We start from the raw sequence: 19,450 nt of genomic DNA, 5'->3' as shown, positions 1-19,450 counted from the left end.
CACATGCAGACTGCACAAAAAGTCATTACGGCCTATCGTCGCAAACGCATTATTGTCTGCCTGCTGGTAGCCCTGCTAACCCTGGGTACCACCTTAGCTATCCGATTTATTTCACAGCGTAGCGTAAATGAAGAGTACATTCGCACTGCCGCCAGCCAGCGGGTCACGGCGCTGGATAACATCCTGCGTCCACTGAGCGCAGAGCGGGCGACGCTACTCTCCCTGGTCGACAAACCCTGCATGGATATTCATCTCACACTGCGCAAAATGGCGGCCTCGTTGCAGACGGTCCGCTCCGTCGCGCTGGTGGCGTCAGGGATGATCTACTGTTCCAGTATCTTTGGGCAACGGCAGGCGGATCTGCACCAGCTGCAGCCCGCGCTTCCGGCTCACCACCCCTTACTGCTCTTTTCTACCGACAACTCACTGCTCAAAGGCACACCGGTGCTGATCCAGTGGTATCCAGCCTCGGAAAGCGGCTTCGACGGCGTGATGTTAATTGTCAATATCGAACTGCTGGGAACCTTAATTCTTAAAGAAAAATCGCCCCTGATCAGCGACGTCAGCCTGCAGGTCGGCGACCATTATTTTATCAGCGGCCTCGGCCTGATTGACAAAGCGCACGCCCCGCAGGCGTCGGTGATTTATCGCCAGCGCTCTACAGAATTTCCCTTTACCATCAATATTAACGGTCCGGGCGCCGCGACTATCGCGCTGGAGGAGCTGCCCGGTGAGCTGCCGCTGGCCCTCATCTTCAGCCTGTTGATGACCGGCATCGCCTGGCTGGCCACCGCCGGCAGAATGAGTTTCTCGCGAGAGATAAGTCTCGGCATCACGGCCCGGGAATTTACCCTCTGGTGCCAGCCGCTGCAGGATGCGCGCAGCGGACGCTGCTGCGGGGTTGAGATCCTGCTGCGCTGGAACAACCCCCGCCGCGGCGAGATTTCGCCCGAGGTATTTATTCCCATCGCCGAAGGGGACAATCTGATTATTCCCCTCACCCGCTATGTGATCGCCGAAACCGCCCGCCGCCTGGATGCCTTCCCCAGCGAGCCGCATTTTCATATCGCGATTAATGTCGCTGCCCGTCACTTTGCCCACGGTTTGCTGCTGCATGACCTGCACAATTACTGGTTTAGCGTCAATCCGGTACAACAACTGGTGGTTGAACTCACCGAACGCGATGTCCTGCAGGATGGCGACCAGCACATGGCCGAACATTTGCATTTAAAAGGGGTCCAGCTGGCGATAGATGATTTTGGCACCGGTAACAGCTCGCTCTCGTGGCTGGAAAAACTGCGGCCGGACGTGCTGAAGATCGACCGCTCGTTTACCAGTTCCGTCGGGATAGACAGCGTCAATGCCACGGTGACGGATATTATTATAGCCCTCGCCGACCGTCTGAATATCGTTACCGTGGCCGAAGGGGTGGAGACGCTGGAGCAGGAAAGCTATCTCCGGGGCCACGGCGTCGATGTGCTGCAGGGATTTTATTATGCCCGGCCGATGCCGATAGAGGCGTTTCCGGCGTGGCTGGCAGACAGAGAGGGGCAGAAAAGCGAGGGGGGAGAATAGCTCGCCGGCCACAGGGGCCGACGAGCAGGGCAATTACTCTTCTTCGTCGCTCAGCGGACGGGTGACCACCGCGCGGACCAGGTCGACCCGGTAATCATTCGCTTCCACCACGGTAAACTGCAGCGGCGGTAGCGACACGGTGTCGCCAATGCGCGGGATATGGCCATTGACGGCGATCACCAACCCGGCCACCGTGGCAATATCCTCATCTTCATTGACCAGCACATCCAGTCCAAGCGCCTGCTGCAGCGCATGCAGGTCGGTCGAGCCTTTGATCAGCCAGCCATCGCCGTCAATGACGATCTCCGGCGTCTCATCGGCATCCGGGAATTCACCGGCGATGGCTTCCAGGACGTCCAGCGGCGTCACCAGCCCCTGTACCATGCCAAACTCGTTGGTCACGATGACAAAGCTGCCGCGCGCGCGGCGCAGAACGCCGAGCAGATTGATCGGGTCCAGCGTTTCCGGGACGACAATCGCCGGGGAGGCAGAGGCCAGCGCCGCAACGTTTTCTCCCGCCTCAAGGGCCACCAGCAACTCTTTCGCCCGCACGATACCGATGATTTCATCCAGCTCTCCGCGGCAGACCGGGAACAGACTGTGCGGCGACGAGAGCAGCTGACGACGAATTTCGTCATCACTCTGTTCGGCGTCGACCCAGCTGATTTCACCGCGCGGGGTCATAATACCGCGCAGGGAGCGCTGGGCCAGCGTCAGCACGCCGTTAATCATGTAACGTTCTTCTTCGGCAAACGCCCCTTCCGGCACCGGTATGGCTGCCGGGCTGTCGGCGTCATGGCTGACGGAGGTCTGTTTCCGGCCGCCCATCAGGCGCAGGATCGCATCCGCGGTACGGGCACGCAGCGGCAGCGTCGACTGATGTCGGACAAAGTTGCGTCGCGCCACCTGGTTAAAGAACTCGATGATGATCGAGAAACCGATCGCCGCGTACAGATACCCTTTCGGAATATGGAAGCCAAACCCTTCCGCCACCAGGCTCAGGCCGATCATCAACAGGAAGCTCAGACAGAGCACCACCACCGTCGGGTGCTGGTTGACAAAGCGCGTCAATGGCTTCGACGCCAGCAGCATCATGATCATGGCGATCACCACCGCCGCCATCATCACCGGCAGATGGTTAACCATCCCGACCGCCGTGATCACCGCATCCAGAGAGAAGACGGCGTCCAGCACCACGATCTGCAGTACCACCACCCAGAAACTGGCATACCCTTTACCGTGACCGCTATCGTGCTGGCGGTTTTCCAGCCGCTCATGCAGTTCAGTCGTCGCCTTAAACAGCAAGAAGATCCCGCCGAGCAGCATGATAAGGTCGCGCCCGGAAAAGGAGAAATCAGCGATAGTAATCAGCGGCTTCGTCAGGGTCACCATCCAGGAGATCACCGACAGCAGCCCCAGGCGCATCACCAGCGCCAGCGACAGGCCGATCAGTCGCGCTTTATCGCGCTGCTTCGGCGGCAGTTTGTCCGCCAGGATGGCAATAAACACCAGGTTGTCGATACCGAGCACAATCTCCAGAACGATAAGCGTCAACAGGCCAGCCCAGATTGAGGGATCCATTAACAATTCCATGTACGACTCCGGTTAGCGGCAAGCTGAGTCATCGCCATGTCATGCATGGGCGCGACAATAGGTGCTGAGAGAAAAGCGTGATGCGTGGAGGTGGCAACCAGGTGCCAGAAAGTGAAAAGACGTCGATGACGGTCCATACTGCGGGCTATGCCCTATACTCCTGAGTAATTAAACGGAAGTTAAACATAGCAAAATATAGATCGAAATTGGAAAAAATTTACCTGAATTTGCAATAACTAAGGCTATTTTTTGCGCTGCAAAATTATTACCAGGCGATGCCTGATTAACGGATCTTCATCACATTAATTATTTTTTCACTGTCTAAAATAATTCGCGGTAGTAACTATTTTCTATCTTACACCCTAACTGAATCGATTTTGTCCTCAAGAGTGATTCAGGATGTATCAAAGCAGATGATGCATTCACGATAATAAAGGAGGTAGCAAGTGACGATTGCTATTGTAATAGGCACACATGGTTGGGCTGCAGAACAGCTGCTGAAAACAGCAGAGATGCTGTTGGGCGAGCAGGAAAACGTTGGCTGGATCGATTTCGTTCCGGGTGAAAACGCCGAAACGCTGATCGAGAAATACAATGCCCAGTTGGCAAAACTGGATACCAGTAAAGGCGTGCTATTTCTCGTCGATACATGGGGAGGCAGCCCGTTCAACGCTGCGAGCCGCATTGTCGTCGATAAAGAGCATTACGAAGTTATCGCTGGCGTCAACATCCCGATGCTGGTGGAAACCTTCATGGCCCGCGATGATGACCCTTCGTTTGATGAACTGGTCGCCTTAGCGGTGGAGACCGGTAGCGAAGGCGTGAAAGCGCTGAAGGCCAAACCGGTGGAAAAAGCGGCTCCCGCGCCAGCCCCTGCCGCGGCGCCAAAAGCCGCCGCGCCGGCCAAACCGATGGGCCCGAACGACTACATGGTGATTGGCCTCGCGCGCATTGACGACCGCCTGATCCATGGTCAGGTCGCCACCCGCTGGACCAAAGAGACCAACGTCACCCGCATCATCGTCGTCAGCGACGAAGTGGCCGCGGATACGGTGCGCAAAACCCTGCTGACCCAGGTTGCACCACCGGGCGTCACCGCCCACGTGGTGGACGTCGCCAAAATGATCCGCGTTTACAACAACCCGATGTACGCCGGGCAGCGCGTCATGCTGCTGTTTACTAACCCGACCGACGTTGAGCGTATCGTCGAGGGCGGCGTGAAAATCACCAGCGTCAACATCGGTGGTATGGCGTTCCGCCAGGGCAAAACCCAGGTTAACAACGCGATTTCGGTCGATGCCAAAGATATTGAGGCGTTTAACAAGCTGAACGCACGCGGTATCGAGCTGGAGGCACGTAAAGTGTCCACCGACCCGAAACTGAAAATGATGGATCTGATCGCCAAGGTTGATAAATAACCCGGCCGATCGCGCCCCAGTTTTCACTTTAAGACTTAATCAACAGGAGAAGTACAATGGAGATTACCCTTCTTCAGATTGTGCTGGTGTTCATCGTCGCGTGTATTGCGGGTATGGAGTCGGTGCTTGATGAATTTCAGTTCCACCGTCCTCTGGTCGCTTGTACGCTGATCGGTGCCGTTCTCGGCGATATGAAAACCGGTATTATCATCGGCGGTACGCTGGAAATGATCGCTCTGGGTTGGATGAACATCGGTGCGGCGGTTGCCCCTGATGCCGCGCTGGCGTCCATTATTTCCACCGTTCTGGTTATTGCCGGCCATCAGAGCATCGGTGCCGGTATCGCGCTGGCTATCCCGCTGGCGGCGGCAGGCCAGGTGCTGACCATTATCGTTCGTACCATCACCGTAGCCTTCCAGCACGCGGCAGATAAAGCGGCGGAGAATGGCAACCTGACCGCACTGTCGTGGTTGCACGTCTCGTCCTTGTTCCTGCAGGCGATGCGTATCGCTATCCCGGCCGTCATCGTCGCCATTTCCGTCGGTACCAGCGAAGTCCAGGGCCTGCTGAACGCGATCCCTGAAGTGGTCACCAGCGGTCTGAACATCGCCGGCGGTATGATCGTGGTTGTCGGTTATGCGATGGTCATCAACATGATGCGCGCAGGCTACCTGATGCCGTTCTTCTACCTCGGCTTCGTCACCGCCGCCTTCACCAACTTCAACCTGGTAGCCCTGGGTGTGATTGGTGCGGTCATGGCTATCCTCTACATCCAGCTGAGCCCGAAATATAACCGCGTCGCCGGTGCGCCGGCTCAGGCGGCTGGTAACAACGATCTCGATAACGAACTGGACTAACAGGTGAGCGAAATGGTTGATATGACTAAAAATACCACCGAGAAAAAACTCACTCAGAGTGATATTCGTGGCGTGTTCATTCGTTCTAACCTGTTCCAGGGGTCATGGAACTTCGAACGTATGCAGGCGCTGGGCTTCTGCTTCTCTATGGTTCCGGCAATCCGTCGCCTGTACCCGGAGAACAATGATGCGCGTAAGCAGGCGATTAAACGTCACCTTGAGTTCTTCAACACCCATCCTTACGTTGCCGCTCCGGTACTGGGCGTAACCCTGGCGATGGAAGAGCAGCGCGCCAATGGCGCAGAGATTGACGATGGCGCCATCAACGGCATCAAAGTCGGTCTGATGGGGCCGCTGGCCGGCGTGGGCGACCCGATCTTCTGGGGTACCGTGCGTCCTGTGTTCGCGGCCTTAGGCGCTGGGATCGCGATGAGCGGTAGCCTGCTCGGTCCTCTGCTGTTCTTTATCCTGTTCAACGCAGTGCGTCTGCTGACCCGTTACTATGGCGTCGCCTATGGTTACCGCAAAGGCGTGGACATCGTTAAAGATATGGGCGGCGGTTTCCTGCAGAAACTGACTGAGGGGGCGTCAATCCTCGGCCTGTTTGTCATGGGGGCGCTGGTTAACAAGTGGACGCACGTGAATATTCCGATGGTGGTGTCAAAAATCACCGGTTCTGACGGACAGGTTCACGTCACCACGGTGCAAACCATCCTCGACCAGTTGATGCCGGGCCTGGTACCGCTGCTGTTGACCTTCGCCTGTATGTGGCTGCTGCGCAAGAAAGTTAACCCACTGTGGATCATCGTTGGCTTCTTCGTCATCGGTATCGCGGGCTACGCTGTCGGCCTGCTGGGTCTGTAATTTCCAGGTTGTACGCCGGGGGCTTGCCCCCGGCTTTTTTTTATCAGGAGGAACGCAAAGCAATGACATTCACGGACCTGGTGATCATCCTGTTTATCCTTGCGCTACTGGCCTACGCGGTGTATGACCAGTTCATTATGCCGAGGCGGAACGGCCCGGTGCTGCTGGCCATCCCCCTGCTTCGCCGCAGCCGCGTTGACGGTCTGATCTTTGTCGGCCTCACCGCCATTCTGATCTATAACAACATTACCCAGCACGGCACCCCGATCACCACCTGGCTATTATCTGCCCTGGCGCTGATGGGTCTCTATTTATTCTGGATCCGTACGCCGAAAATCATTTTTAAACCGCGCGGTTTTTTCTTCGCCAACGTGTGGATAGAATATCAGCGAATTAAAGAGATGAATTTATCCGAGGACGGCGTGCTGGTGATGCAATTAGAGCAACGGCGGCTGCTTATTCGCGTACGAAATATCGACGACCTGGAGAAAATCTACAAACTTCTCGTTTCAACTCAATGAGTTATAAATATAGCCAGCGCTATATTTTCCAGTTTTTCTCTGGAAAAACATATAGCCATGGCTATATTTCCCCTGCCTCCTCTTCCCTTTTTTATTAACTATTTATTTACTTATAAATTCAAATGAAAATCGTTATCATTTGGTTATTAAAATAGCCGTCTTCTGTTATTGTTTTATATTCTAAAAATATGTTAAGGTTGCGCCCGTCGTTGGGGAGTAGCCGATTTCCTGTTTGCCAGGAAATGTACGTGTCAACATACTCGTTGCAAAACGTGGCACGTACGGGTTGAAGTGATTCAATCAGGCGAGACCATAGATACATCACTGCTGTACGTATTGCTCAGCCATTGAGCGGCTCCGCGTATATTTACTGGGGGCAGCGATGTGTCATATGGATTATCCCCGGTCAGGACACGCACATGAATTTATCCGCTACCATTCTTCTCGCCTTCGGCATGTCTATGGACGCCTTTGCAGCCTCTATCGGCAAGGGTGCCACCCTGCACAAACCTAAATTCTCAGAAGCCGTCCGCACCGGGCTGATTTTTGGCGTGATTGAAACCCTGACCCCGCTGGTTGGCTGGGGACTCGGCATGTTGGCCAGCCAGTTTGTCCTCGAGTGGAACCACTGGATTGCCTTTATTCTGCTGGTGTTTCTCGGCGGGCGAATGATCGTGGAAGGTGTTCGCGGCGACAGCGACGAGGCGTGCGACGCGCCTCGCCGTCATGGTTTCTGGCTGCTGGTCACCACCGCCTTCGCCACCAGCCTTGACGCGATGGCCGTTGGTGTGGGTCTGGCCTTCCTGCAGGTCAGCATTGTGACCACCGCGCTGGCGATCGGCTGCGCGACGTTTCTAATGTCGACACTGGGGATCATGGTCGGTCGCTTTATTGGCCCGCTGTTGGGCAAACGGGCCGAAATCCTCGGCGGTATTGTGCTGATTGGCATCGGCAGCGAAATCCTCTGGAGCCATTTCTCCGGTTAAGCCTTACGCCTCGCGCTGCCAGCAATGGATCATGAAGTCGGTCTGGCAGCCAAACGTCGCCTGCTGACGCAGCGCGGCGTGCACCTCAGGCTTAGCCCGCCACGCGAACGGCGTCATCTGCAGCAGCGCCTGCGCTTCACTTCCCGTCAGGGTCATCGGATAGGCCAGCTGCTGCTGAGCGTCCAGGCGGAATCCCGGCATCGCTTCCGTCTTCAGCTCATGCAGGCGTACCTCATCGTAAATCAGCCCTTTTAGCTCCAGCAGATGGCGGGGTCCCGGCGTGGCGGTGATCACCCATCCGCCAGGCCGCACCACCCGCGCCAGCTCTTCGGCGTTGCAGGGGGCGTAAATGCGCACTACCGCATCGAAGCTGTTATCGGAGAACGGCAGACGCTGGCTGGAGGCGACGCAAAAACTGACCTGCGGGTAGCGTTTTGCCGCCGCGCGGATCGCTGGCTTCGACACGTCCAGCCCCCAGCTATGGCTGGCGATGGTGGCAAACGCGTGGGTGTAATACCCTTCGCCACAGCCGATATCCAGTAAATCCGCAGGGGCGTAGTGCCGCAGCCGTTCGGCGATCGCCTCCCGTAGCGGCTGATAATGACCCGCATCCAGAAACGCCCGCCGGGCCTGCATCATCTCAGCGCTATCGCCGGGATCGCGCGACCGCTTGAACTGCACCGGTAGCAGATTGACGTACCCCTCTTTCGCCAGATCGAACTGGTGCCGCTGCGGGCAGGAATAGTGGTTGTCGCCGCGGCTTAACGGCGCGTGGCAAAGGGGGCAACTGTATGACATGACGGCTCCGGTGTTGCTAAAGGGCGAAAGTGTAGCGCTATTCGCCCCTGCAGACCACTGTTACAGCGCCGGCGCCAGCGGATGGCTGTCGTGCATCACGATCAGATTCTCCGCCCCTTGCGGCATGCCGTCCGGCATGACGTTCTCCAGCCGCAGGACATCCCCCATGATCTGGCTGAAGACCGGCGCGGACACCGCCCCGCCGTAATAGGAGCCATTACTCGGATCGTTCATCACCACCACCAGCGCAAACTGTGGACGACTGGCGGGCGCCACGCCGGCGGTGTAGGCCACATATTTATCGATATATTTGCCGTCCGGACCGATTTTCTTCGCCGTCCCGGTTTTTACCGCCACCCGGTAGTCGCGCACTGCCGCTTTGGTCCCGCCCCCGCCCGGGAGCGCCACGCTCTCCATCATATGCTCTACGCTGTGCACGATGTTCTCCGGCATCACCCGCGTACCTATCACCGGCGGATCGATGCGGGTTATCGATAACGGTCGTTCAATACCGAAACCGCCGATAGTCGCGTAGACGTGCGCCAGCTGGAGCGGCGTCACCATTAACCCATAGCCGAAAGCGAAGGTAGCGCGATCCAGCTGCCCCCAGTAGCGACGATGCGGCATCAGCCCGGCGCTTTCCCCGGTCAATCCCAATCCGGTCGGCTCGCCGAACCCAAATGCCTGATAGGTATCAAGCAGATGCTGCACCGGCATAGCGAGCGAGAGATGCGACACGCCGGTATCACTGGATTTTTGCAGGATCCCGGTCAGACTCAGCTCCGGATAATAGCCCACATCGCGGATGCGGTGGCCGTCGAGGACAAACGGATGGGTGTCCACCACGCTATCCGGCTGGACAATCCCCTGCTGGAGCGCGGTCATGATCACCAGCGGTTTGACGGTCGACCCGGGTTCGAAGGTGTCGCTGATGGCGCGGTTGCGGAAATCATCCAGCGTCGCGCTGTCGCGATTGTTCGGATTGAAGTCCGGGTAGCTGGCCATCGCCAGAATCTCACCGGTATCAATTTTGATCAATACCGCCGCCCCGGATTCCGCCTTATTCCAGCGAACGGCATTATCCAGCGCATCTTCGGTCACCGTCTGCAGACGTTCATCAATACTCAGCTGCAGATTATGCGCCGGGACTGGCGGCACTTCGGTAATATTTTCAATAACATTGCCATGTTTATCTTTGCGCACCAGGCGTCGTCCGGGTTTGCCGGTCAGCTGGGCATTAAAGCTTTTCTCCACCCCTTCGATGCCCTGATTATCGACGTTGGTAAAGCCCAGCAGATTGGCAGCCACATGACCAGCCGGATAGAAACGTCGCGATTCATCGCGCAGATAGACGCCCGGGAGATGCAGTTTATCAATCCACTCCGCCTGCTCCGGATTGATCTGACGCGCCAGATAGAGAAAACGGGCGTGAGGATGACTTTGTACCCGTTGGGCCAGCTCCCCGAGGTTGAGATGCAGTGCTTCGGCCATTGCCTGCCAGCGAGGACCATAACCAACCCCGCCCTTCTCCATGGTGGTCTGCGGGTCGATCCAGATAGCGCTGACCGGTACGCTCACCGCCAGCGGTCGTCCTTCGCGGTCGCTAATCATGCCGCGCTCCACCGCCACAGGCTCTTCGCGCAGAGAACGCATGTCTTCTTGTTTTACCAGGTTATCGGGAGAGACAATTTGCAGCCAGCCCACGCGGGCCAACAGCAGTCCCAGACAACCAAGAATGGCCACACAGAGTAACCCGAAGCGAATCGGGGTAAAGCTGGCGGCGGACTTCATTTTTTTCTTTAGCACCATAGCTCCGGCATCATTTTGCAACCATCTGATTTAACAGAAAATTAGCAAAACAGACTGCTACACAATGCTAATAAAGTTGACTATTTGCAACAAGACGCGACGGAAGGGGGTAAAATGACATGCTTTGCAATAAAAACGCAAAAGCCCCGCGCAGGCGAGGCTTTTATACAAGAAGAGTGGTCTTGTATCAGATAGCAGTTACGTTAACTGCAGCCGGACCTTTCTGGCCGTCCTGAATTTCGAACTCAACGTTCTGGCCTTCAGCCAGAGTTTTGAAGCCGTTACCCTGGATAGCGGAGAAGTGTACGAACACGTCTTTGCTGCCATCAGCCGGAGTAATGAAACCAAAACCTTTAGACTCGTTGAACCACTTAACTTGACCTTTAATCTTTGCCATTTGCAAAATTCCTTAGACTGTTTTCTTCGCCTGCTGGCGTTTACATAGATAAAACTGACACATAACTGCATGAGGCACTAATTTAAGGTTCGGCAGAGAAGCGGTATTCAACGACAACGTGTTTACTCAGGACTTCTTTACTGAAAATGCCACACATAAACAGAACTGTACCTCGTTTAACCCGAAACGTGTTATCACATACTACGTAAATAATGGCAAGCCATTTTTAAACGTGTCACGATCGTTCGCACAAATTATAAGGTAATCATTTGATCGCCTGCACATTTATGCGTCTTTGCCGCTCCTGGCAAGGCGTTACAGCATTCGCTAATATCACCTGGTTGCTGCCTCATTACTGCAACTTTTTTACCATAGCTCAACAACTTCGCTTCGTCCAGGTATGTACGTATACGAACCGCCATGCTGACGGCGCTTCGCTGAAGGCGATGAATATTGATGCGCATAATTACTCATAACAGCAGACGAAAAATCGCTAAAGCCGTACCAGTGTAGTGATAATAAAACCTGTTAGTCGTCACGCTAAAAATAGTGCTAATTCTGCACCTTAATAATGAAAAAATGATGACAGTGTCACATTCCAGGGCAATAAACGCGGCGGGAATGACTTTATTTACAGCGTGTAAAAAAGGGAATAATGCGCGGGGAAAGGAATAATGGAATAAGAATAAGCTATTACTGCCAGCTATCATGCAGGTGCGCATCTTATGATGCACACCTGTGGAGGTACTTAGCGCTCTGCCACCAGGCGGATAAACTCATCCTCTCCTTTCGCCTTGCCTGCGACGGTCGGCTCGGCCACGTCCTCTTTTTCCGGCGCATTAGCTTCGCAAAGGCGACGTAACAGCGCATTCTGCCGCTTTTGCTGATCCAGCAGCGCTTGCAGCAGTTCTATCTGCTCGTTCGCCCGCGAACTGGCGCGGTTGACGAAGAACCATAACAACAGACCGACAAGCAGCAACGCGACGGATACAGCCAGCGAAGCCAGATTTAAGATCCCAGGATTTAGTAACTCACTCATTTCACCACCTCAAAGAGAAGGCGTTCATTCTACCACCCACACCGCAGAAGGAAATCAGTCGTCAGAAAAATGTCTTACCACGGGATGAATTTATTGATAGTGCAAATGCCGCTGAAAAACTGAACATCCTGGTCGCACATTACGTTAAGCATCTGAGTCCACAGCAACAGGCAGCCTGCTATGATGACTATCAGTAAAACCCACCGTAATTTTTTCACTCCACTCTCCGCATTAGTACTTTATCTCACCAGGATAACACGGCCTTCTTAAACCGCGGCTAACTGTAATACGAACGGCAAGTTTAGGAATCATCGACTTGTTTCAAAACGTGTTCGTGTCAAAATCACGGCAAGGATCATACAAATAATGAGGCATCAATGCGATTAATCATTCGTACTATTGTCGTCGTGGCTATCTTATGGATTGGCGTATTATTAAGCGGCTATGGCGTATTATTCCACAGTGAAGAAAACGTCGGTGGTCTGGGTCTTAAGTGTCAGTATCTCACCGCCCGCGGGGTCAGTACCGCACTTTATGTGCATTCCAACAGCGGTGTGATCGGCGTCAGTAACTGTCCCATTCTGCGCAAAAGCGCAACCGTGGTTGATAACGGTTAAAATCACTCCGGCGAGCGCGACAATAGCACCGCGCTCGCCGGATGTTTCAGCTACCGCGTCAGAACGGGTAGTCGTTGTATCCCATTTGCTCAGAAATCTTGCGCGCCGCCTGATGCAGCATCGCCACATATTCATGCAAACGTTCTTCTGAGAAACGTAGCGTCGGGAAAGAGATGCTCAGTCCGGCGATAACCACGCCGAAACGATCGAACACCGGTACCCCGATGCAGCGTAGTCCCTCTTCCTGCTCTTCGTTATCTTCGCCATATCCCTGCTCGCGTACGCCATCCAGCACCTTCAGCAGCGCTTCCGTGCTGGTGATGGTCCGCTCGGTGCTGCGTTTATACTCCACGCCCTCGAGGATCTGCTCCACTTCGCTGCGATCGCGCCACGCCAGCAGTACCTTACCAATCGCGGTACTGTACAGCGGATTGCGACGGCCGATACGCGAGTACATCCGCAGATTGTACATCGAGTCAATCTTGTGGATGTAGACGATGCTGTCTTCATCCAGCGCCCCGAGGTGAATAGTCTCTTTCGTCAGCCGGGAGAGTTCGCGCATCTGAATATCGGCGCTGCGTACCAGGTCGACGTTCTGCAGCGCACGAGCGCCCAGCTCGAACAGCTTGAGCGTGAGGGAGTATTTCTCTGACTCGCCTTCCTGCGCCACATAGCCCAGTGATTTCATGGTCTGTAAAAAGCGATAAACGGTGCTTTTCGACATCATGACGCGCTGGGACAGTTCGGTAATGCCAATTTCACGCTCTTCACCCAGCGCCTGTAAGATGCCAAAAACCTTCAATACCGAAGAGACAGAATCTGGCTGTTTATCCAAATCTGCACCTGCCATTTATCACCTCGCCGTAACTGTTTTATAAAATTTAGAACCGGTTTTTATTATAAATTCGCCGCCACTGCGCCGCAATCATTCTTCTGCCACTTCGTTACAAATCTGCGACATACTGCGGAATAATCAATGCTAAACTCATCATTAAAAAAACCGTTTCATTTAAGACTTATATTCACCATGGATAAAAATTCTTCCGATGGCGTGCCGCTGCCGCAACGCTATGGCGCCATTCTGACCATCGTGCTGGGGCTGACCATGGCCGTGCTCGACGGGGCTATCGCCAACGTCGCGCTCCCGACCATCGCCAGCGATCTTAACGCCTCGCCGGCGGCCTCAATCTGGATCGTTAACGCCTACCAAATCGCCATTGTCATCGCCCTGCTACCGCTCTCTTTCCTCGGCGATATGGTCGGCTATCGCCGCATCTATAAGATAGGCCTGGTGGTGTTTATCTTTACCTCGCTGGCCTGCGCCCTGTCGCGCAGTCTCGACATGCTGACCTTCGCCCGCGTCGCCCAGGGGCTGGGCGGCGCCGCGCTGATGAGCGTGAACACCGCGTTGATCCGCCTGATTTATCCGCAGCGCTTTCTCGGCCGCGGCATGGGCATCAACTCCTTTGTCGTCGCCGTCTCTTCGGCAGCAGGCCCGACGATCGCCGCGGCGATCCTCTCCCTTGCCTCATGGCAATGGCTGTTTTTAATTAACGTTCCCCTCGGGATCGTCGCTTTTGTTCTGGCCATGCGCTTTCTGCCACCCAACAGCGCGCGCAGCAAAATCATCCGCTTCGATCTACCGAGCGCCATCATGAACGCCCTCACCTTCGGGCTGCTGATCACTGCGCTCAGCGGGTTCGCCCAGGGACAGTCTGTTCAGCTGGTGCTGGCGGAAGTGGCCGCCATGCTGGTGGTGGGCTTTTTCTTCGTTCGCCGCCAGCTCAGCATGCCCGTCCCCCTGCTGCCGGTCGACCTGCTGCGCATCCCGCTCTTCTCACTCTCTATCTGCACCTCCATCTGCTCCTTCTGTGCGCAGATGCTGGCGATGGTCTCCCTGCCCTTCTTCCTGCAGACGATGATGGGGCGCAGCGAAGTGGAGACCGGCCTGCTACTGACGCCCTGGCCGCTGGCGACCATGGTGATGGCGCCGCTGGCCGGTTATTTGATTGAGAAATGCCATGCGGGGCTGCTGGGGGCCATTGGGCTGCTGGTTATGGCCTGCGGCCTGTTCGGCCTGGCGCTGCTGCCCGAGTCGCCTTCCGATCTGGATATTATCTGGCGTATGGCGCTGTGCGGCGCCGGTTTCGGGCTGTTTCAGTCGCCGAATAACCACACTATTGTCGCCTCGGCTCCGAGCCATCGCAGCGGTGGCGCCAGCGGGATGCTGGGTACCGCTCGCCTGCTCGGTCAGAGCACTGGCGCGGCGCTGGTCGCCCTGCTGTTCAACCTGCTCGGCAACAGCGGCACCCATACCGCCCTGCTGCTGGCCGGCATTCTGGCGACCGTTGCCGCACTGATTAGCGGTCTGCGCGTCACCCAGCCGCGCGCGGCCTGATAAACGGCGGCAAAAAAAATCCGCAGCTTTCGGGCTGCGGATTTTTATTTTTAGCGTCGAACCGACGGATTACTTCAGATACTCACCGCTACGCAGGGCTTCAATACGTTTATCCAGCGGCGGGTGAGTCATAAACAGCTCGCTCATGGATTTCGCTTTACCATTGATGCAGAACGCCATCATGCTGCTGGCTTCCTGTGGCTCATAGCTGGTTTTCAGACGCTGCAGGGCAGCAATCATCTTCTCGCGGCCCACCAGTCGCGCCGAGCCGGCGTCAGCGTGGAACTCGCGATGACGAGAGAACCACATGGTAATAATGCTGGCCAGAATACCGAACACCAGTTCCAGCACCGTGGCGACAGCGAAGTAGATCAGCGGGTTACCATTGCTGCTCTCCCCTTCATCTTCCCGGTTGCCGCCGAGGAAACCGGCCGCAATCTGGGCAATCACGCGCGAGATAAAGATAACGAAGGTGTTCACCACCCCCTGAATCAGCGTCATGGTCACCATATCGCCATTAGCGATGTGGCTGATTTCATGGGCAATGACCGCCTCCGCTTCATCACGGCTCATGTTTTGTAGCAGCCCGGTGCTGACGGCGACCAGCGAGGCGTCGCGACGCGCGCCGGTAGCAAAAGCGTTGATATCAGGCGCGTGATAGATAGCCACCTGCGGCATGGCAATGCCCGCCTGCTGCGCCTGTTGGGCGACGGTGTGCATCAGCCAGCGTTCCGTTTCGTTGCGCGGCTGCTCGATCACTTCCCCACCCACAGACTTCAGGGCCATCCATTTCGACATCATCAGCGAAACGATAGAACCACCGAAGCCGAACAGCAGGGCCATAATCAACAGACCGGTCATGCTGCTGGATTGGATCCCCGTGAGGCTTAACACCAGCCCGAACACGACCATTACTGCCAGGTTCGTCAGCAGGAAAAGCGCGATTCGCATCATAATTTTCTTTTTACCTCAATTTAACAAAACGCACTAAGCGATTACCCACATCGTATGGGTCAGGCTGCAATTTTCAACCATCAACCCCCGCTAAGTCACGATAAAAACACAACTTTACATTTTGTAGCATCTTGCTGACAGCGGCCGGACAGGTTGACATTTTGTTAGTTGAGCTGAAAGGTGATGACAAAAGCACAAAATAAAACGGGCACCCTCTGAGGTGCCCGTTTGTTATTTATTTACTGGCTGGCGGTTCCACCGCCGGGCGCGCTTTTTCAAGATGCGCCAGGTCTACCGCGATATGGACCGTTTCATCAAGATACGGATCCGGCTCCTGGTAATCCTTCGGCAGGTCATCCAGTTTTTTCAGCAGCGGTTTGCCTTCGCGTTTCAGGCGATCGTTAATCCGCGCCAGACGAATCGCATCATCCTCTTCGTTCTCTTTCTCACGCTGGGCGTAGTTCAGAGAGACGATGTTACGCTTGTCCTTCATCGCGTTATAACGGGCAATATCCTTCATGATGTACTGGAACTCTGGATCCTGCGCGATACGCTCATCATGGCGCTTGAGCAGTTCCGGTCCAAACGGGGTCAGATCCCCGGACTTCACGTAGGTGGCTGCGTTGATGCTATCCCACGGCAGTGCGTTGTCTTCATACTGCTCGCCGGTCTCACGATCTTCATTACCGGTTGGCATCATGATATCCGGCGTCACGCCTTTACGCTGCGTACTGCCGCCGTTAATACGGTAGAACTTCTGGATGGTGTACTGGACGGAACCTAACGCCGGCCAGTCCGGACGCAGCATCTGATCGTAGATACGATTCAACGAGCGATACTGCTGTACCGTCCCTTTACCGAAGGTCGGCTCGCCAACGATCAGCGCGCGGCCATAATCCTGCATCGCCGCGGCGAAGATTTCAGACGCCGAGGCGCTAAAGCGGTCAACCAGCACCACCAGCGGCCCTTTGTAATAGACCACGCCATCGTTGTCGCTGTCTTCGCGGACCTTGCCATTGTTATCACGAACCTGCACTACCGGGCCGGACGGAATAAACAGACCCGAGAGCGATACCGCCTCGGTCAGCGCCCCGCCGCCGTTGCTGCGCAGATCAATGACGATGCTGCTGACGTTCTGTTTTTCCAGCTTCTGCAGTTGCACCTTCACATCATCGGTGAGACCAACGTAAAAGCCCGGAATATCCAGCACGCCGACTTTTTCTTTACCAACGGTTTTCACCGACATCTTCACCGCACGGTCTTCCAGACGGATCCGCTCGCGGGTCAGGGTCACGATACGCGTCTTGGCCCCTTTGCCTGCCGGCAGGATCTCAAGGCGCACTTTGCTGCCCTTCGGTCCTTTAATCAGCGCGACCACGTCATCCAGACGCCAGCCGATGACATCAACCATCGGCTTCCCGGTCTGGCCAACGCCAACGATACGGTCGCCGACGCTGATCGCTTTGCTCTTCGCGGCCGGGCCGCCCGCCACCAGCGAATTGATGACGGTGTAGTCATCATCCATTTGCAGGACAGCGCCGATCCCCTCAAGAGAGAGGCTCATCTCAGTGTTGAACTGCTCGGTATTACGTGGAGACAGGTAGTTGGTGTGCGGGTCGATTTCGCGAGCGAAGGCGGTCATCGCCAGCGAGAAGACATCTTCGCTGTTGGTTTGCGCCAGACGACGGATCGCGAACTTATAGCGACGCGTTAAGGTGTCGCGGATCTCTTTATCGTCTTTACCCGCCAGCTTCAGGCTTAACTGGTCAAACTTCACCTTGGCGTCCCACAGCGTGTTCAGCTCGGCCTCATCTTTTGGCCACGGTGCTTTGGAGCGATCAAGGTTAAAATTATCGTTGCCGGTAAAGTCCATCGGACGTTCCAGCACTTTGAGCGCATACTGATAGCGCTCAAAGCGACGCTGCTGCGCCAGGTTGTAAAGGTCGTAGAAGACGTCCAGTTTCCCGGTGCGCAGTTCGTCGCCGATTTGGTCTTTTTTGGCCGCGAACTTCGCCACATCGCTGGCCAGCAGCACATTGTGGCTGTAGTCCAGCAGGTTCAGATAACGGTCAAAAATCTTTGCCGAGAAGGCGTTGTCGAGATCAAACTGACGGTAGTGAGAACGGGTAAAGCGCGACGTCACGCGCTCGCTCACCGTCGCGTGCTGCGGCTCTTCTTTCAGCACGGGTATTTGATCTGCACGGGTTATTTCATCAACAGCGAAAGCATGGCCTGCTATTGCCAGCAGGCCCGCAAGCGCGGTGATTTTAAAAAATGTGTTCATGCCTGGCCCGGCCTCCGTTTCAGAACACCAGGTGTTCTGCGCGTACAATCATTGACATACCAGAAGTCAGCTGTACACGAACGCCATCTTTGGTGATTTCCAGAACGGTGGCGTCCATTGCGTTATTGCCTGCTTTTACCTTCAGCGCCTGGCCGACGGTCAGAACGGAAACATCCGAAACCGGAGTATGACGCTCTTCACGCGGGGCTTTGGCCGCAACAGGACGCGGTTTACGCTGTTCAGCGCCTTCTTTACGACGCGGCTGCTGAGGACGTGGTTTACGCTCGCGGCGAACCCCTTCATCCTGCTGACCTGCGGCGGCGGCGGCTTCGCGTTTTTTCGCCTGCTGGGCAGCGCGCTGCGTCTGAACGCGAGCTTTCGCTTCTTCCAGCTGCTGGCGCGCATGGGCAATGTGCTGTTCTTCCAGTTCGCCGCACGGGTTGCCGTCCAGGTCAACGCGGATAGCGCCGGCTTTCACGCCGTACAGATAACGCCAGCTGGACGTGTAGAGACGTAATGCAGCGCGAAGCTGGGTTTTGCTGAGATTCATCTCACCACCCACTCGCTCAACGAGATCCTGAAAAATACCAATTTTCAGGGGGCGCGCTTCGCCTTCAGCGCTAAAGCACTGCGGGAAACGTTCGGCCAGAAAGGCGATAACTTCTTTACTGCTATTCAACTTAGGTTGATTTTCCATGAAATTTCCTGATTACAACGGACGTAGCCAACAAGCCGCAGGCATGAACAGGCGACATTATAATGACGTCCTCGCTAAATGCTACGTTATCCGTTGATTATCCCACGACACGGGTAAAGATTTTTTGATAATCAGTGGCCGCGATAAGTTTTTCCAGTTGCTCGACCAGCGTGCGCAACCCCTGCTCATCTTCAGCTGTGAAGCGGCCGTACGCCGTGCTGTCGATATCCAGCACGCCGATAATCTGGTCGTTCACGCGCAGGGGAAAGACAATTTCTGAATTACTGGCCGCATCGCAGGCAATGTGACCATCAAACGCATGCACGTCCTCTACGCGCTGGACCTGGGCTTGCGCCACCGCGGCGCCGCAGACGCCGCGACCAACCGGAATGCGCACACAGGCCAGTTTGCCCTGGAACGGCCCCAGTACCAGGGTATCGCCTTCCAGAAGATAGAAACCGGCCCAGTTGACCTCGCTCAGCCGCTCGAACAGCAGCGCGCTGGTATTGGCGATCATCGCCAGAAAACTGGTTTCACCTGCCATTAATGCCTGGAAATCGCGGTTCAGATCCGCGTAAAATTCTGTTTTGCTCATTATATCTTCACTTGGTTGTCTTACTGCCTGATACGTACAGCCTACTAA

At 55.5% G+C, this 19,450-nt stretch carries 18 protein-coding genes, 2 pseudogenes and 1 riboswitch; of the genes and pseudogenes, 8 read left to right on the top strand and 12 right to left on the bottom strand.

Annotation, left to right across the window (positions count from 1 at the left end):
- Positions 1-3: 3 nt before the first annotated feature.
- The gene (locus tag R0140_RS09370; protein ID WP_012967761.1) at positions 4-1,575 is read left to right on the top strand and encodes an EAL domain-containing protein; all 1,572 of its coding nucleotides are present in this window, start codon (positions 4-6) and stop codon (positions 1,573-1,575) included.
- A gap of 33 nt (positions 1,576-1,608) precedes the next feature.
- On the opposite strand, the gene yoaE is transcribed toward R0140_RS09370, so the two are convergent.
- Positions 1,609-3,168 (bottom strand): CNNM family cation transport protein YoaE, encoded by a 1,560-nt coding sequence (gene yoaE / locus R0140_RS09365; RefSeq protein ID WP_129675484.1) that lies wholly within the window; start codon positions 3,166-3,168, stop codon positions 1,609-1,611.
- Positions 3,169-3,614: 446 nt separating this feature from the next.
- On the opposite strand from yoaE, the gene manX reads away from it, so the two are divergent.
- From manX to mntP, 5 genes are all read left to right on the top strand, one after another.
- Positions 3,615-4,586, top strand: coding sequence for a PTS mannose transporter subunit IIAB (manX, locus tag R0140_RS09360; protein ID WP_008804289.1), 972 nt, complete (start codon positions 3,615-3,617; stop codon positions 4,584-4,586).
- A gap of 56 nt (positions 4,587-4,642) precedes the next feature.
- Positions 4,643-5,443 (top strand): PTS mannose/fructose/sorbose transporter subunit IIC, encoded by an 801-nt coding sequence (locus R0140_RS09355; RefSeq protein ID WP_004203359.1) that lies wholly within the window; start codon positions 4,643-4,645, stop codon positions 5,441-5,443.
- A 12-nt stretch (positions 5,444-5,455) separates the two neighbouring features.
- Positions 5,456-6,307: a PTS mannose transporter subunit IID gene (locus tag R0140_RS09350; protein ID WP_004145526.1), complete on the top strand. Its 852-nt coding sequence runs from the start codon at positions 5,456-5,458 to the stop codon at positions 6,305-6,307.
- Between the two features lie 62 nt (positions 6,308-6,369).
- Positions 6,370-6,828 (top strand): DUF986 family protein, encoded by a 459-nt coding sequence (locus tag R0140_RS09345; protein WP_008804288.1) that lies wholly within the window; start codon positions 6,370-6,372, stop codon positions 6,826-6,828.
- Positions 6,829-7,027: 199 nt separating this feature from the next.
- Positions 7,028-7,130: riboswitch (yybP-ykoY riboswitch) on the top strand.
- Between the two features lie 117 nt (positions 7,131-7,247).
- Entirely contained in the window at positions 7,248-7,814 is a 567-nt protein-coding gene (gene mntP / locus R0140_RS09340) for a manganese efflux pump MntP (protein WP_049153564.1), read from the top strand.
- Between the two features lie 3 nt (positions 7,815-7,817).
- Here the strand turns inward: mntP and rlmA are convergent, their stop codons facing one another.
- The 6 genes and pseudogenes from rlmA to mgrB all read right to left on the bottom strand — a co-directional run bounded on the left by rlmA (position 7,818) and on the right by mgrB (position 12,075).
- A complete protein-coding gene (rlmA, locus tag R0140_RS09335; RefSeq protein WP_012541271.1) occupies positions 7,818-8,612 on the bottom strand; it encodes a 23S rRNA (guanine(745)-N(1))-methyltransferase in 795 nt (264 codons plus the stop codon).
- A gap of 60 nt (positions 8,613-8,672) precedes the next feature.
- Positions 8,673-10,421 (bottom strand): peptidoglycan glycosyltransferase FtsI, encoded by a 1,749-nt coding sequence (gene ftsI / locus R0140_RS09330; RefSeq protein ID WP_008804285.1) that lies wholly within the window; start codon positions 10,419-10,421, stop codon positions 8,673-8,675.
- Between the two features lie 187 nt (positions 10,422-10,608).
- Positions 10,609-10,818, bottom strand: a complete 210-nt coding sequence (cspE, locus tag R0140_RS09325; RefSeq protein ID WP_001062678.1) for a transcription antiterminator/RNA stability regulator CspE — start codon at positions 10,816-10,818, stop codon at positions 10,609-10,611.
- A gap of 85 nt (positions 10,819-10,903) precedes the next feature.
- Positions 10,904-10,975 (bottom strand): annotated as a pseudogene (locus R0140_RS09320) (DUF2627 domain-containing protein); the annotation flags it as partial.
- Between the two features lie 591 nt (positions 10,976-11,566).
- A complete protein-coding gene (locus R0140_RS09315; RefSeq protein ID WP_002911374.1) occupies positions 11,567-11,857 on the bottom strand; it encodes a YebO family protein in 291 nt (96 codons plus the stop codon).
- Between the two features lie 74 nt (positions 11,858-11,931).
- Positions 11,932-12,075, bottom strand: coding sequence for a PhoP/PhoQ regulatory lipoprotein MgrB (gene mgrB / locus R0140_RS09310; RefSeq protein WP_002911375.1), 144 nt, complete (start codon positions 12,073-12,075; stop codon positions 11,932-11,934).
- Between the two features lie 159 nt (positions 12,076-12,234).
- On the opposite strand from mgrB, the gene R0140_RS09305 reads away from it, so the two are divergent.
- Entirely contained in the window at positions 12,235-12,474 is a 240-nt protein-coding gene (locus tag R0140_RS09305) for a YobH family protein (protein WP_008804283.1), read from the top strand.
- A gap of 58 nt (positions 12,475-12,532) precedes the next feature.
- Here R0140_RS09305 and kdgR read toward each other — a convergent pair whose 3' ends face one another.
- Complete coding sequence (gene kdgR, locus R0140_RS09300; RefSeq protein WP_008804282.1) at positions 12,533-13,324, bottom strand: DNA-binding transcriptional regulator KdgR; 792 nt, start codon at positions 13,322-13,324, stop codon at positions 12,533-12,535.
- 177 nt (positions 13,325-13,501) lie between these two features.
- Here kdgR and R0140_RS09295 point away from each other — a divergent pair, with 177 nt between their 5' ends.
- Positions 13,502-14,872 carry an MFS transporter gene (locus R0140_RS09295; RefSeq protein ID WP_032731027.1) on the top strand — a complete coding sequence of 457 codons (1,371 nt, stop codon included), beginning with the start codon at positions 13,502-13,504 and terminating at the stop codon, positions 14,870-14,872.
- A 69-nt stretch (positions 14,873-14,941) separates the two neighbouring features.
- On the opposite strand, the gene htpX is transcribed toward R0140_RS09295, so the two are convergent.
- The 4 genes and pseudogenes from htpX to R0140_RS09275 all read right to left on the bottom strand — a co-directional run bounded on the left by htpX (position 14,942) and on the right by R0140_RS09275 (position 19,402).
- Positions 14,942-15,826 (bottom strand): protease HtpX, encoded by an 885-nt coding sequence (gene htpX, locus R0140_RS09290; RefSeq protein ID WP_008804280.1) that lies wholly within the window; start codon positions 15,824-15,826, stop codon positions 14,942-14,944.
- A gap of 235 nt (positions 15,827-16,061) precedes the next feature.
- Positions 16,062-18,110: a carboxy terminal-processing peptidase gene (prc, locus tag R0140_RS09285; RefSeq protein ID WP_008804279.1), complete on the bottom strand. Its 2,049-nt coding sequence runs from the start codon at positions 18,108-18,110 to the stop codon at positions 16,062-16,064.
- Between the two features lie 19 nt (positions 18,111-18,129).
- Positions 18,130-18,807 (bottom strand): RNA chaperone ProQ, encoded by a 678-nt coding sequence (gene proQ / locus R0140_RS09280; protein ID WP_008804278.1) that lies wholly within the window; start codon positions 18,805-18,807, stop codon positions 18,130-18,132.
- An 81-nt stretch (positions 18,808-18,888) separates the two neighbouring features.
- Positions 18,889-19,402, bottom strand: a pseudogene (locus R0140_RS09275) (GAF domain-containing protein).
- Positions 19,403-19,450: the final 48 nt, after the last annotated feature.

Origin of the sequence: Klebsiella sp. w6 (genome assembly GCF_033100215.1) — a bacterium.
GTDB classification, from domain to species: domain Bacteria; phylum Pseudomonadota; class Gammaproteobacteria; order Enterobacterales; family Enterobacteriaceae; genus Klebsiella; species Klebsiella variicola.
Note: the sequence above shows the minus strand (reverse complement) of the source record. Positions and strands in the feature narration are given on the sequence as shown.